Origin of the sequence: Salinicola acroporae, from assembly GCF_003206615.1 — a bacterium.
Taxonomy (GTDB): domain Bacteria; phylum Pseudomonadota; class Gammaproteobacteria; order Pseudomonadales; family Halomonadaceae; genus Salinicola; species Salinicola acroporae.
On record NZ_PZJW01000010.1, the window covers coordinates 81,335 to 95,432 of the forward strand.

Sequence of the window (14,098 nt, forward strand, 5' to 3'; positions counted from 1 at the left end):
AATCGACTCCCTGTCGATAGGATGAATCACCCCTTCGGGGTCATCAGCGTGAAATCGGCGAAATCGACGGTCTGGTTCCGCGGCGTACGCCAATCGCTGCCGTGGCCGCCGAAGAAGGTCGAGAACATCAGCCCGTCGATATGCACGTCATCCGTGGTGCGATAGACGATGTGCTGCTGTTCCAGTGTCGGCTGGCCGTCGATCCAGACTCGCGCAATGCCGTTCTCCCGCTCGGGGTCGTTGAGCACGATCTCCTCCTCGACGGTGACCCACTGTCCCGGCGTGAAGTGCCAGCGACCCCGGCCCACCGATTCGCCGTAGTCGGAGTCCTTGTTGACGACATACTCGTAGAGTTCGCCCTGTCCTTGCTCGCGCCACATGAAGCGCATCGAGAAGCCGTTCTTGCCGGTGACTTCGTCGCCGCCGGTAGGGCCATCGCCGCCGTACAGCCCCGGCAGCTTGCCACCCTTGACGAAATCGAAGCCGGCCGGGAAACGCACCCGGAAGCGCAGGCAGGCGCGATCGGCCTGGCGCAGCGCCGGCACCGGCACCACGAAACCGGCGCCGCCCTCTTCAGCGTCGCTGGGCGACGATGTGCCCGCGGGGTAGCTGACGCGCAGGGCAGGGCTGCCAAGACCGCTTTCGTTGCTGTCCAGGACCTGCAGGTTCTGCTCGCCCCAGCGACGCTGGCCGGCCAGGTCGTCCTTGACCCAGGCTTTGGGGTCACCATGGTCATTCATCGCCAGGGTCTGCACCGGTGCGTAGCGGGATGAGCAGGCGCTGACCTGCGGCTGGGTGAGCGAGTGGCCGCTGGCCGCCTGGGCAGGCAGCGAAGCCAGTGTCAATGCGCCCGCGACCAGAATCGCCGAACCCAGCGGGCGTAGCCGGCGAGGTTGGCTATTGTCGAGCTTGGCTGAAATCATGTTGGTCTCCTTGGCGGTGATGGCGCTTCGGGAATGGCTTGGTGATGTCCGCGTTCATTGCACGATCAGTTCATGGCGCTCTTCATGCTGTCGGTGGCGCGGCCCCACAGTGACTGAACGCCCTGAGCCATGGCACGGCCGGCCTGGTAGGTCCATTCGGCAGCGGTGTCGAGCATCGGCGCATCGGTGAAGCGCACGTCGACCGGGGTGCCGACAGTACTGGCCGGTAGCGGCGACTCCGGCACCAGCAGCACGCTGGCCACGTTCTGCTGTTGTCGCACCCAGTCGGGGAAGCCGGCGCGCGGTTGACGCTCGACATCGAGGGCGACGCTGCGTACGCGAGCAGGGATCGGCTCCGAGGCGTTGGGGAGGGCGATGTAGGCCTTCTGGTGGTTCTCGATATCGCCGATGTCGTCCATATGCACCAGCGCCTCGACCATCACGTCGTTGTTACGGGTGCTGACCAGTGTCATGACGCGATCGCCCTCGTTGACGTAGGTACCGCCGGCGGCGCTGAGCGCCCAGGCAACTTCGCAGTCGCAGGGGCTGTAGATGGTGTTGGCCGCGACCCGCGCCTTGTAGGCATCGATACGCGAACTCTCGTAGTCCCGGGCCGTTTCGAACTGCTCGACCCGGGTCTTGGCAATTTCCGGTGACAGGGTTTCAAAACCCAGTTCGCCGTTGGCGGGATTGGAGGAGGTGGCCACGCTGACCTTGCTGTTGCTGGCATCATCGAGGCTCTGCTGCAGGTTGTCGATCAGGCGCTTGTTGTAGTCGAACGAGGCCTGAGAGAGCAGCAGGTCGTTCTGCAGCTCGGCGTTGTTGACGTCGATCAGTGGCTGGTCGCGTTCGACCTTGTCACCGGCCTTGAGATCGAGATCCTTCAACTGGCCGGCGCCGGGGGCGAGGATGTCGGTGCGCGGTGCCGTCACCGCAGCGAAGCTCGGCTCGATCAGGAAAACGTTGCGATAGATGGTCGCGGCGACGGCTGCCGTCAGCACGCCGGCGGCGACCAGCAGGGCCAGATAGCGGAACATAGGCACCCGGCGCTTGGGCCGGGTGGCCGGCGTCGCCACGTTGCTCCGGCGCTTGCGCGGCGTCTGGGCGTCCTGCGGGTCGATCAGGCCGTCGAGGCTGACATGACGGCCACTCATCTGGGCTCGAATTACCCGGCGCAGGATATCCCGCTGGCGGGATTCCATCCGGGTGAACTCAAAGGCGATGATTTGAGGACGATCTGCGCCGACTTCCCGCATTGGACGCGCCGTGGCGGAAAGCGCCAGTTCTACGCCGCTGGCGGTCAGCATCAGCGCCACGGGAATCTCGCGATGTCGCTCGAGTGGCATCGAGGTCTCCGCCGAGAAGCCGCCCATCGAGAGGTCGTGGCCCCTGGCCACATGGCCGTCGCCCAGACGCACATCGAAGGGCATCTCGACGCGAACGTGGCGGCGTTCGTCCCGGCGCTCGTGACGTAATTGGTCCGTGTCGTTGTGTTGATCTGACATGATGAAATCTCCTTGTCGAGTCCCTGACTTACTGGCTGTTCCGGGCCAGCGCTTGTGTTTTCTCGTGGGCTTCGCCGAGCGCCAGTGACAGCTTCGTCAGGCGGATCTCGCGTCCGCCAACCTGGAGTCGGCAGGGCCGCTGTTCGTCACACTGGAATCGGCCCGCCTCGGCGAGCGTGGTGCCGCCGGCAATGATCTGGGGGGCGAGATCGTCGGCGATCTGTAGCGTGGTCGGAGCGTCGGGGTCGCCGTAACCCTGAAGGCTGGCGCCGCGCATCCTGTCCAGCGAAGCGACCTGCTCGTTGAAGCCGGTATCGATCCGAAAGTGACCCGCCGGCAACTGCACGCTGCCGTCCTGCGGGGCATCGGCCAACGTCAGCGCGAGCCAGCGATTGTCGTGACCGTCGCCGTGGTCGGTGGCCTCCGGCTGGGCGCCGACCATCGCCGCTAACGAGAGTCGATCCGCCGGTGCCATGATCCCGCCGAAGACGGCCAGCACGAAGATCAGCGCGCCAAAGTAGAGCGTGTGGATGAGGTGGCCGCCGAGGCGCTGGCGGCGCGCGGCGCGAGGGTCCTCCGGCTCACCGGCCGAAATGCCCTGACGCGACCACTTCTGGCGATTGAAGCGAAAGCTGACGTAGGTCTTGAGAATCGCGCCGCTGAGCTGGTTGTAGTAGAGCATCGGCACCCATAGCGCGCTCCAGCGGCCACGCTGCCATGCCAGCACCAGGCTGGTGATGCAGCGGGTCATCAGGATCCAGAGCAGATAGGCGAAGATGAACGACGGGCGTACGAACAGGGTCAGCAGAACGGCAATGCATGGGCCGATCAGGGTGGTCCACATCGAGAGCCGCTGATCGACGAGGCTCCACCAGGTGTAGAAACCCATTCGCCGCGGTCCGAGCGCAATCGCGCGGCCATTGGTGCGCAGCATGTTGCCGAACCAGCGGCGCATCAGGTCGAGCGTCGACTTGAAGAAGCGCCGGCGATCCGGCAGTTCTTCGAAGCCGGTGACGGTGACATCCGGCAGATAGAGCATCTTCCAACGATGCTTGAGCAGCCAGAACCAGGTCGACTTGTCGTCGCCGGAGAGGAACTTGAAGTTACCGAAGCGCCAGTGATCGACATGGTCGTTCTCGACCAGTTCGATGAATTCGGGCTGGGTGGCCAGGTCGGCGCGGAAGGCGCTGTATCGGCCCGTCAGCACCAGCAGCCGTTCCGAGACGGAGGTCGAGCTCATGACCAGGTGGCGCTGGGCGTAGCGCAGGTCGTACCACTCCTTGGTCGCGTCGTTACCGATCACCACGGCGTTGTTGTTGGTGGTGATCGCGCCCAGATCCTCTTTCGCCAGGAAGAACGATAGCGAGCGCGCCAAGGTTCCCGGCTCGATGCGAATGTCGCCGTCCATGCTCACCAGCAGCGAACGGTGCGTCGGCATGCAGCGCGAGATGGCGCGTAGCACCTCGGCCATGGCCGAGCGTTTGCCATCGCCTTTCTGGAACATGTAGCGGACGTTGATATTGTCCGGCCAGCCGTGTTCATCCATCACCTGATCGATGATGTCGACATCGCTGCGATCGGCGATCGCGGCAAACAGCGTGGTCGGCACGCCGTAGTCGGCGGCATCGCGAACCAGGGCGTCGTAGACGGCGAAAGTGACTTCGGTATCGATTCGGAAAGACGTGCACAGGATGTAGAGCGCGTCCGGTGCCTCGGTGGCACCGACGGCATCGGCCTGGGCTCGTAGCCGGGGAAACATGCGGCGGTTGTACCAGACCGAACGGATCGCCTGGACGAACCACCATGAGTAGCGCCAGGCACCGATCAGGCCCACGGCGAAGATGAAGCTCTTCGAACCGGGATGGAAGACCTCGCCCGGCAGATGCGTTACCAGCAGCAGGACCAGTGTCGCGAGCAGCAGCATGACCGTGATTTCGGTTGCCACCGACGCCTTGCTGGGTCTGGCTCGGGTGTAGTTGATATCGCTCATCGGGATGTCCCTGAAATCTTCTTCTGGGGTCGCTTACGACGCGACGTTGCGGCGTCATTCATCGACCCGGTCCCTTGCTCGTGACCACCGAGTCCTCATGGCAGACACGACGTTCCCGCGATCGACGCGGTGGCGCCGATCGAGATCGTGATCGAAAGGGGAGGTCGGCGGACCTGCCGCCGACGAGGCCGGGGGTTACAACGTGTAGGCGACGCTGGGACCGTTCTGCCCGACCCGGGCCTGCGGGGCGCCGTCGCCGCCGGGGAGCGGGATGCGCAGCGAGTCGGCACGACCTACCGCGAAATAGAGCAGGCCCGCGGCACGCACGCTCTCCGGGTTGAACAGGTTGCGCCCATCAATGATCGCCGGGGTAGTGAGCTGCTCGCGCAGGCGCCGGAAATCGACCGTACGGAAGGCCTTCCATTCGGTGCAGATGACCAGCGCGTCGGCACCTTCCAGGGTGTCGTCGCGGCGCTTCGTCAGTGTCAGGTCGTCGCGCTCGCCGTAGAGGCGTCGGCACTCCTGCATCGCTTCCGGATCATAGGCCCGGACCTTGCCGCCGGCGGCCCAAATGGCTTCCATCAGCTCGCGGCTCGGCGCTTCGCGCATGTCGTCGGTATTGGGCTTGAAGGCGAGACCCCACACCGCGATGGTCTTGGCCTCCAGGTCGCCGTCGAGGGCCTGGGAAAGCTTGGTGAACAGGCTCGCCTTCTGGCGATAGTTGACCGACTCGACGGCGTTGAGTAGTTGAGCTTCGTAACCGACATCGGTGGCGGTGCGCGCCAACGCCTGCACGTCTTTCGGGAAGCAGGAACCGCCGTAGCCGCAGCCGGGATAGATGAAGCTGTAGCCGATGCGCGGATCGCTGCCGATGCCGCGACGTACGTTCTCGACATCGGCGCCGAGCCGTTCGGCCAGATTCGAGATCTCGTTCATGAAGCTGATCTTGGTCGCCAGCATGGCGTTGGCGGCGTACTTGGTCAGCTCGGCGCTGCGGATGTCCATGAACATCAGCTTTTCCTGGCGCCGGTTGTAGGGGGCGTAACATTCACGCATCAGCGGTTCGACGCGAGACGAGTCGCAGCCGATGACGATGCGAGCGCCCTGGGAGAAATCCTCGACGGCCGAGCCCTCCTTGAGGAACTCCGGGTTGGAGCAGACGTCGAACGGGATATCGACGTCACGCTGATGGAGACGCTGGGCAATGGTCTCGGAGACGCGATCCGCCGTGCCTACCGGCACCGTGGACTTGTCGATGACCAGCTTGTACTCCTGCATGTGCTCGGCGATGGTGTCGGCCACGCTGAGTACGTACTTGAGGTCGGCGCTGCCATCCTCGTCTGGCGGCGTTCCCACGGCGATGAACTGCAGGGTGCCGAAACCGACGGCCTCGGCCGGGTCGGCGGTGAACAGCAAACGCTCCTCGGCGACATTCTGCTTGACCAGTGCTTCCAGGCCCGGTTCGTAGATCGGCACGATGCCGTTCATCAACCCGTTGATCTTGCGGCTGTCGACGTCCATGCACATGACTTCGTGACCGGCCTCGGCGAGGCAGGTTCCGGTGACGAGTCCGACATATCCCGTTCCAAAAATGGTGATCCGCACGATGGCTCTCCTTGCTGGTTCGTGTCGTGATGCATTCTGTTTCAACGGCGTCAACCTGTCTCCGAGGGGGCAGGATTCCAGGGCCGACGACCCTGTTATCACATCCTCCAACGGTAGCGACCGGTTTACAGCCGATGACAAACAGCGTTTCCGAAAGTCGGGACAACGGTAGGTGCAAAGCTTACTTAGGTCCAATTCAGGAAATGCTGATGTAAGCGAGCGTGCGATATTTGTGTCGTCGTATTGCACAGGGCGTAGCCGATAGCGGACGCCGGGTGTCGCCGTATGGGGACGTGCCAGGCAAGCAAAACAGCCCTTTATGTAAATATATTTTTCTGAAGAGGTTCCTTGAGAACCAAGTGATTCTTTATTTTTCTTGTTGTTTCATTTTGTTTTTGCGTGATTTAACTACATGTTTTGGCTCTCGTGCCTGCCCCGCCGACATTCGGGGTGGTTGTCACCCATCGACGGTCGGAAGCCGTGATCCTTGGACAGTGAGATAGCCATGGCGAGGCCTTTGCCGCGGGTTCTCCAGCAGGTGCCGCGTCCCAAACCCGGGACACGCATGCCGATTGTTCGCCAGGGCATCCATATCGATGGGTCGCGATGGGGGTCGCCACCCGTTGTGGGTTCACAGCGTATGTAAAGAGGACTAAAATGGTCCTATATGGCGGCTGTCAGGATCGAGAGGGCATCGGAACGTGCTGAAGCTATCGAAATTGACGGACTATGCGGCGGTGATCATGGCGCAGATCGCGCGGGATCCGGACCAGGCCCACACGGCGTCGGAGTTGGCGGCGCGAGTGAAGCTTCCGCATCCGACGGTAGGGAAGACGCTCAAGATGCTGGCCAAGAGTGGGCTGCTCGAGTCCCGGCGAGGTTCGCACGGTGGCTATGTGTTGTCCCGCTCTCCGGCGGATATCACGGCCAGTGATCTCATCGCCGCGATCGAGGGGCCGATCGGCATGACCGAATGCAGCCATGCCGACGGTGAGTGTGGGCTGCTCGACTCCTGTGGCGTCGCCGACAACTGGCAGCGCGTGTCACAGGCGATCCGCACGCTGCTCGACGGGGTGACACTGGCGCACCTCGCGCAATCCAGCCCACTCAAGCTGCCGGTGCAGCTACCCATTCAAAGCGTGACGTTGCCCACGGCAAGCGGGGCGTTGCGCGAACATTAAGAAGGCATGGCGATGGCCGGCCCAGCGGTGGCGACATTCGTTGTCTCTGGCCCGGTCCGGGATTGTGCCTTCGTCATAAGGCTCTCGGTGGAGAGGAGAGAAGACCATGGCTAGCGAAGAGATGGAGCAGTTGGTCCGTCGCGAATACAAGCAGGGGTTCGTCACCGACATCGAAAGCGATACGGTACCGCCCGGCCTAAATGAAAGCACGATCGCTTTCATATCCCAGAAGAAGGGCGAGCCGCAGTGGATGCTGGAGTGGCGCCTCGAGGCCTATCATCAGTGGCTGAAGATGACGCCGCCCTCCTGGGCTCACTTGGATTACCCGCCAATCGACTATCAGGCGATCTCCTATTTCAGCGCGCCCAAGAAACCGGAGGATCGCCCCCAGAGCCTGGACGAGGTCGACCCCAAGCTGCTGGAGACCTACGAGAAGCTGGGTATACCGCTGCATGAGCGGGCGGCACTGGCTGGGGTCGCGGTGGACGCGGTATTCGACTCCGTCTCCGTCACGACCACGTTCAAGGAGAAGCTCCACGAGGCGGGCGTGATCTTCTGCTCTATCTCGGAAGCGATCCGCGAGTACCCCGAGCTGGTGCGTCAGTATCTCGGAACCGTGGTGCCCCAGGCGGACAACTACTTCGCCGCGCTCAACTCCGCGGTATTCACCGATGGCTCTTTCGTCTACGTGCCCGAGGGCGTGAAATGCCCGATGGAGCTCTCTACCTACTTCCGGATCAACGCCGCCAATACCGGCCAGTTCGAGCGCACCTTGATCGTCTGCGACAAGCAGGCGCAGGTCTCCTATCTCGAGGGGTGTACCGCGCCGATGCGCGACGAGAACCAGTTGCACGCGGCCGTGGTCGAGCTGGTGGCGCTGGATGATGCTTACATCAAGTATTCGACGGTCCAGAACTGGTATCCGGGCGATGAGGATGGCAAGGGCGGCATCTATAACTTCGTCACCAAGCGAGGCGATTGCCGCGGTGATCGCTCCCGGATCAGTTGGACCCAGGTCGAGACGGGCTCGGCGATTACCTGGAAATATCCCTCCTGCATGCTGCGCGGCAAGGAGAGCATCGGCGAGTTCTACTCCGTCGCGGTGACCAACGGCCGACAGCAGGCCGATACCGGCACCAAGATGATCCATATCGGCGAGGGCACGCGCTCGACCATCGTCGCCAAGGGCATCGCCGCCGGTCGCAGCGATCAGTCCTACCGCGGGCTGGTCAAGATCGGGCCGCGGGCCAAGGGCGCGCGAAACTACACCCAGTGCGATTCGTTGTTGATCGGTGACCAGTGTGGTGCGCACACCTTCCCTTATCAGGAGATCGGCAACAGCACCGCAACCGTCGAGCACGAAGCCACGACTTCCAAGATTGCCGATGACCAGCTGTTCTACTGCCGTGCCCGGGGCATCGACGAGGAAGATGCCGTGAGCATGATCGTCAACGGCTTCTGCAAGGACGTCTTCCAGGAACTGCCGATGGAGTTCGCGGTCGAGGCCGAGGCACTGCTCAACGTCACGCTGGAAGGCTCGGTGGGCTGATCTGTCGCCATTGCCGAAATCATTTCATTCGGGAGGCTGCGTCGGCGGTCTCTCTCGTTTCAAGGGTTTCACATGCTCGAAGTCAAAGATCTTCATGTCACCGTCGAGGACAAAGCGATCCTCAATGGGCTCAACCTGACCATCAATGCCGGCGAGGTGCACGCCATCATGGGGCCGAACGGCGCCGGCAAGTCGACGCTGTCGGCCGTGATCGCCGGCAAGGACGGCTATGAAGTCACCCAGGGTACGATTCTGTTCGAAGGTCAGGACATCTTCGAAATGGAGATCGAGGAGCGTGCTCGCGCCGGGCTGCTGCTGGGCTTCCAGTACCCGATCGAGATTCCCGGGGTCAAGAACATCTATCTGCTCAAGGCCGCGCTCAATGCGCAGCGCGCCGCCCGTGGCGAGGGCGAGATTCCGGCGCCGGAGTTCATGAAGCTGGTGCGCGAGAAGAGCGCCGAGATGAAGATGGATCCGAGCTTCCTGCAGCGTGCGGTCAACGAGGGTTTCTCCGGCGGTGAGAAGAAGCGCAACGAAATCCTGCAGATGCTGGTGCTGCAGCCGAAGCTGGCCATGCTCGACGAGATCGATTCCGGTCTCGACATCGATGCCATGAAGGTCGTCGCCAGCGGCGTCAACTCGCTGCGCAGCGCCGATCGCGCCATCCTGCTGGTGACCCACTACCAGCGCCTGCTCAACCATATCGAGCCGGATCGCGTTCACGTGCTGGTCGACGGCCGCATCGTCAAGAGCGGCGACAAGGAACTGGCACTGGAGCTCGAAGCCCGCGGTTACGATTGGGTGCTGGAGGAGTCTGCTGCATGAGTGCACCGGAACGCTTTCTCGAGCGTCTGACCTTGCGGCGCACCGACGACCCGAGTTGGGTCGCGGCGAGGCGCCAGGCTGGCGCGGCGCGATTCGAGGCGATGGGCTTCCCGACCCGGCGTGACGAAGCGTGGAAGTATACGGACGTGCGTCGTATCGCCGAAGGCGACTTTGCGCTGGCGAGCGACGCCGATTTCGATGCGGCCCGCTTCGAGGCACAGCGGCTGGATATCGACGCCTACCGGCTGGTGCTGGTCGACGGTGTGTTCAGCGAGGCGCTCTCCGAGCTCGAGGGCTTGCCCGATGGCGTCCAGGTAGAGCCGCTTTCGCGAGCCCTTTCTGTCAATCATGAAGCGGTGGGTGGCGCCCTGGGGCGTCTGGCGGGCGTCGATTTCTCGCCCTTCACCGCGTTGAACACCGCCTTTGCCGACGAAGGTGTCGTCGTGCGCCTGGCCCCCGGTGCGGTGGTCGACAAGCCGATCTACGTGCTGCTGCTGTCGCGTGCCAACGGGCAGGCGGTGATGAGTCACCCCCGCGTGCTGATCGAGGCGGGAGCCCGCAGTGAAGCAACGGTCATCGAGCACTACTCGGGTGAAGCCGAAGCGGCCAACTTCACCAACGTGGTGACCGAGTTGCTGCTCGATCGCGGTGCCATCGTCGACCATTACAAGCTGCAGGAAGCCGCACTGACGGATCTTCACGTGGCCAGCATCCACGTCGACCAGAGTCGCGACAGCCGCTTCAACTCCTACAACCTGAATCTCGGCGGCGCGCTGGTGCGCACCGACCTGGTGACCGATCTCAACGGTGAGGGTGCCGAAGCCGCCTACAATGGACTGTTCTTCGTCCAGGGGCGACAGCACGTCGACAATCACACCCTGGTCAATCACAACTCGCCACGGACGTTCTCCAACGAGAACTACAAGGGCGTTCTCGATGATCGTGCCCATGGCGTGTTCAACGGCAAGGTCTTCGTCAAGAAGGATGCGCAGCAGATCGAGGCGTATCAGAACAATGCCAACCTGCTGCTGTCCGACCGCGCCGAGATCGACACCAAGCCGGAACTGGTGATCTACGCCGACGACGTCAAGTGCTCCCACGGCGCCACGACCGGTCAGCTCGACGAGGATGCCGTCTACGCCCTGCGCAGTCGTGGCATCGACGAGCCGATGGCGCGGGCGCTGCTGACCCTGGCCTTCGTGGGCGAGGTGATGGACAAGGTGCGACTCAACGTCATTGCCGAGCGCGTCGAGCGGGCCGTTGCCGGTCGCTTGCCGGAGCGCTTCAATCTGGCGGATCTGGTCGAAACCGCCGAGGCGATCCAGGAGGCCTGACATGACGTCGATCACCGATCTGACGCTGGACCTGGCGGCGGTACGCCGGGACTTCCCGATTCTCGAGCGGGAAGTCCACGGCAAGCCCCTGATCTATCTCGATAACGCGGCAACCAGCCAGACGCCGGTGGCCGTCATCGATAGTCTCGGCGACTACTACCGTCGTTACAACGCCAATATCCACCGCGGGCTGCATACCTTGGCCGATGAGGCGACCGCCGCCTTCGAGGGCGTTCGCGCGACGGTGCAGCGGCACCTCAACGCCTTCGAGCCGCGCGAGATCGTCTTCACCCGCGGGACCACCGAGGCAATCAATCTGGTGGCCAACAGCTGGGGCCGGGCCAATCTGCGTGCCGGTGACGAGGTCGTGGTGTCGCTGATGGAACATCACTCCAATATCGTGCCCTGGCAACTGCTCGAGCGCGAGTTGGGTATCGTGATCAAGGTCATCCCGGTCGATTCGCGCGGCGTGCTCGACCAGCAGGCCTATCGCGAGCTGCTGGGCGAGCGGACCAGGCTGGTCTGCGTCAACCATGTCTCCAACGCGCTGGGCACGATCAACCCCATCGCCGAGATGGCGCGCGACGCCCACGCCCACGGCGCCTTGATCCTGGTCGACGGCGCTCAGGCTGTACCGCACCAGGCCGTCGACGTGCAGGCCCTGGATGCCGACTTCTACGCCTTCTCCGGCCACAAGGTGTATGGCCCATTGGGTGCCGGTGCGCTCTATGGCAAGGCCTCCATTCTCGAGGCGATGCCCCCTTGGCAGGGGGGCGGGGAGATGATTTCACACGTCTCCTTCGAGCGTGGCACCGAGTTTGCCGCCGTTCCCCACCGCTTCGAGGCGGGCACCCCGTCGGTGGCTGACGTGATCGCCATGGGCGCGGCCCTCGACTGGGTCAACGCGCTCGGAATCGAGCGCCTGTCGGCCTGGGAGCAGTGGCTGCTGGATCACGCCACGCAGAAGCTCGAACAGATCGACGGCTTGACGATCATCGGCACGGCGCCGCAGAAGGCGAGCGTGATCTCGTTCGTCGTCGATGGTGCACATGCGCAGGATATCGGGCTGCTGATCGACCAGTTGGGCGTGGCGATCCGCACCGGGCACCACTGTGCCCAGCCGGTGTTGAACCACTTCGGTGTCGAGGCAACCTGCCGTGCCTCGCTGGCGGTCTACAACACCCCGGAAGAGGTCGACGCTTTCGCCGAGGCGTTGCAGCGCGTCCTGGGGATGCTGCGTTGAGCCGGTCAAGGCGCCCGACCGGTTCGGGTCGACAACTCTGTCAGGAGCGACGATGGATCCGTTGAGCCAGGTCTACAAGGGGCAGGAGATGCCGCTGCAGCGTGATGTCGATGCCATCTCGATTCCGTTCGGCAAGACGGTCACGCTGGTCGAGGACAGCACGGTCGTGGTGATGCAGGCCAAGGGCAGTTCGATCAGCGTCAGCTACGAAGGTCGCCTCTATCTGATCGAAGGGCATGATCTCGACTCGCTGGGTCTCGACGCCCTCGAGCGTCCCACGCTGGACCCGGGCGCGAGCGAGGAAGAGATGGAGGCTTTCGTCTGGGCGCAGCTGCGCACCTGCTTCGACCCGGAGATACCGGTCAATATCGTCGACCTGGGGCTGGTCTACGGCTGCCGCATCGAACGCCTCTTGACCGGCGAGTGCATGGTGACAATCCGCATGACGTTGACCGCGCCGGGGTGCGGGATGGGCGATGTCATCGCCGAAGACGCGCGCCGCAAGATACTGGGCGCGCCGCAGTTCTCCAAGGTCCACGTGGAAATCGTTTTCGATCCCCCTTGGAGCCGTGAGATGATGAGCGAAGAGGCGCGTCTTGAACTGGGAATGTTCTAGGGACTTTACAGACGGAGCCTGACGAACGTTTCCGGCTTGCACAGCCGGTTTCTGGCAGAGCAACGAACGCGATATGCTGATCGACATCTCAACGCGCCACCGGGTTTCCGGTAGAGGCCCTCGCTGGCCGCTTCCCGTCAATCGACCTTGTTTTTCCCCATGTTCCGGCTGCTGAAGGGCGTGTTCAAGGCGCTGCTGGCCAGCCTGTCGCTGGTGGCTGTCGGTATCGTGGTGATCAACCTCTGGATACTGCAGAAAACTCACGCGCGCATCGAACACGAGGTACCGCTGTGCACGGTGCAGCCTGTCGGCCTGGTCTTTGGCACTTCGCAGTGGTTGCGTCAGGGCGGTTCCAATCCCTACTACCAAGCCCGGATGGAAACCTCGGCGGAACTGCTGCGGTTGCACCGTGTCCAGCACCTACTCCTCTCCGGCGACAACCGCACCCGCTACTACAATGAACCGATCAGCATGTGGCGCTCCTTGAAGCATCGCAATGTCGACGATACCCACATGACCCTCGACTATGCCGGTTTCAGCACCTTCGACAGCGTGGTACGGGCCAAGGAGGTCTTCGGCGCTGACCGGCTGATGCTGATCTCGCAGGATTGGCACCTGCCTCGCGCGCTATTCATTGCCGACGCACTGGGCATCGAGGCAACCGGATGTGCCGTGCCCGACGACGGCATCAAGGGAGAGTGGCGATTGCGGTTGCGAGAGTGGCTGGCCCGCGCGGCGACGTTCGGGGATCTTTATTTCTGGGGGCGCGAACCTTACTTCCTCGGGCCTCTCGAGCCGATCCGGCTATCGTCATGAGCTCGGCGGGGTGCCAACCGTCCTCTCTCAGCGTTGGCGCTGCTGGAGCTTGTTGATTTCCCTGATCAGCGCCCGGCAATTCTTCCAGCAGCGTTCCAGTGGCGGCTCGAGCGCTTCCGGCAGGGGATGGGTGAAGGCCGTGCCCAGCGCCTGCATCAGAACGCGCTCCTGTTCGAGCAGTTCTCCCAGCAGCACGGCGCTGTCGTTGCCGACGAAACTCTTGATGCGGCTCCAGAGCCAGAGGTAGTCGTCGCGTTCGACGTCGGCATCCCGTGGCAGGATGTCGAGATGCTCCCGCACCAGTTGCTGGAGTTCATGCATGGCAGCCCCACGTTCCTCGTAATGGGGTTTCAGGGCATTACGCAGCGCCGGACGCAGGCGATCGAGATTGTCCTGAAAATAGTCGAGACTGTCGGCCAGCGCTTCGAGCACGCTGTCCATCGCCACTTGGCGATTGTCGAGAAACATGTGCGGCCACCTCCTGAGGTGACACAAATTGTGCGGCCGGAAA

At 63.1% G+C, this 14,098-nt stretch carries 12 protein-coding genes; 7 read left to right on the plus strand and 5 right to left on the minus strand.

The window, feature by feature from the left end; all coding sequences use genetic code 11:
- Positions 1-26: 26 nt before the first annotated feature.
- The 4 genes from DOM54_RS15130 to DOM54_RS15145 form a co-directional block, all read right to left on the minus strand.
- On the minus strand, positions 27-923 hold the full coding sequence (locus DOM54_RS15130; protein ID WP_110717142.1) for a polysaccharide lyase: 897 nt from the start codon (positions 921-923) through the stop codon (positions 27-29).
- 65 nt (positions 924-988) lie between these two features.
- Positions 989-2,428, minus strand: a complete 1,440-nt coding sequence (locus tag DOM54_RS15135) for a PilZ domain-containing protein (RefSeq protein WP_110717143.1) — start codon at positions 2,426-2,428, stop codon at positions 989-991.
- Positions 2,429-2,456: 28 nt separating this feature from the next.
- Complete coding sequence (locus DOM54_RS15140; protein WP_110717144.1) at positions 2,457-4,418, minus strand: glycosyltransferase; 1,962 nt, start codon at positions 4,416-4,418, stop codon at positions 2,457-2,459.
- A 195-nt stretch (positions 4,419-4,613) separates the two neighbouring features.
- Complete coding sequence (locus DOM54_RS15145) at positions 4,614-6,023, minus strand: UDP-glucose dehydrogenase family protein (RefSeq protein ID WP_110717145.1); 1,410 nt, start codon at positions 6,021-6,023, stop codon at positions 4,614-4,616.
- Positions 6,024-6,724: 701 nt separating this feature from the next.
- Here DOM54_RS15145 and DOM54_RS15150 point away from each other — a divergent pair.
- The 7 genes from DOM54_RS15150 (at position 6,725) to DOM54_RS15180 (ending at position 13,587) form a co-directional block, all read left to right on the plus strand.
- Complete coding sequence (locus tag DOM54_RS15150; RefSeq protein ID WP_110717146.1) at positions 6,725-7,204, plus strand: SUF system Fe-S cluster assembly regulator; 480 nt, start codon at positions 6,725-6,727, stop codon at positions 7,202-7,204.
- A 106-nt stretch (positions 7,205-7,310) separates the two neighbouring features.
- Complete coding sequence (gene sufB, locus DOM54_RS15155) at positions 7,311-8,753, plus strand: Fe-S cluster assembly protein SufB (protein WP_110717147.1); 1,443 nt, start codon at positions 7,311-7,313, stop codon at positions 8,751-8,753.
- 72 nt (positions 8,754-8,825) lie between these two features.
- Positions 8,826-9,578, plus strand: a complete 753-nt coding sequence (gene sufC / locus DOM54_RS15160) for a Fe-S cluster assembly ATPase SufC (protein WP_110600660.1) — start codon at positions 8,826-8,828, stop codon at positions 9,576-9,578.
- On the plus strand, positions 9,575-10,912 hold the full coding sequence (sufD, locus tag DOM54_RS15165) for a Fe-S cluster assembly protein SufD (RefSeq protein WP_110717148.1): 1,338 nt from the start codon (positions 9,575-9,577) through the stop codon (positions 10,910-10,912). Before sufC ends, sufD begins: the two co-directional genes overlap by 4 nt.
- Before the next feature lies 1 nt (position 10,913).
- Positions 10,914-12,155, plus strand: coding sequence for a cysteine desulfurase (locus DOM54_RS15170; RefSeq protein ID WP_110717149.1), 1,242 nt, complete (start codon positions 10,914-10,916; stop codon positions 12,153-12,155).
- Between the two features lie 52 nt (positions 12,156-12,207).
- On the plus strand, positions 12,208-12,771 hold the full coding sequence (gene sufT / locus DOM54_RS15175) for a putative Fe-S cluster assembly protein SufT (protein WP_110717150.1): 564 nt from the start codon (positions 12,208-12,210) through the stop codon (positions 12,769-12,771).
- Positions 12,772-12,930: 159 nt separating this feature from the next.
- Entirely contained in the window at positions 12,931-13,587 is a 657-nt protein-coding gene (locus tag DOM54_RS15180) for a SanA/YdcF family protein (protein ID WP_110710184.1), read from the plus strand.
- 27 nt (positions 13,588-13,614) lie between these two features.
- Here DOM54_RS15180 and DOM54_RS15185 read toward each other — a convergent pair whose 3' ends face one another.
- On the minus strand, positions 13,615-14,055 hold the full coding sequence (locus tag DOM54_RS15185; protein ID WP_110600667.1) for a ferritin family protein: 441 nt from the start codon (positions 14,053-14,055) through the stop codon (positions 13,615-13,617).
- Positions 14,056-14,098: the final 43 nt, after the last annotated feature.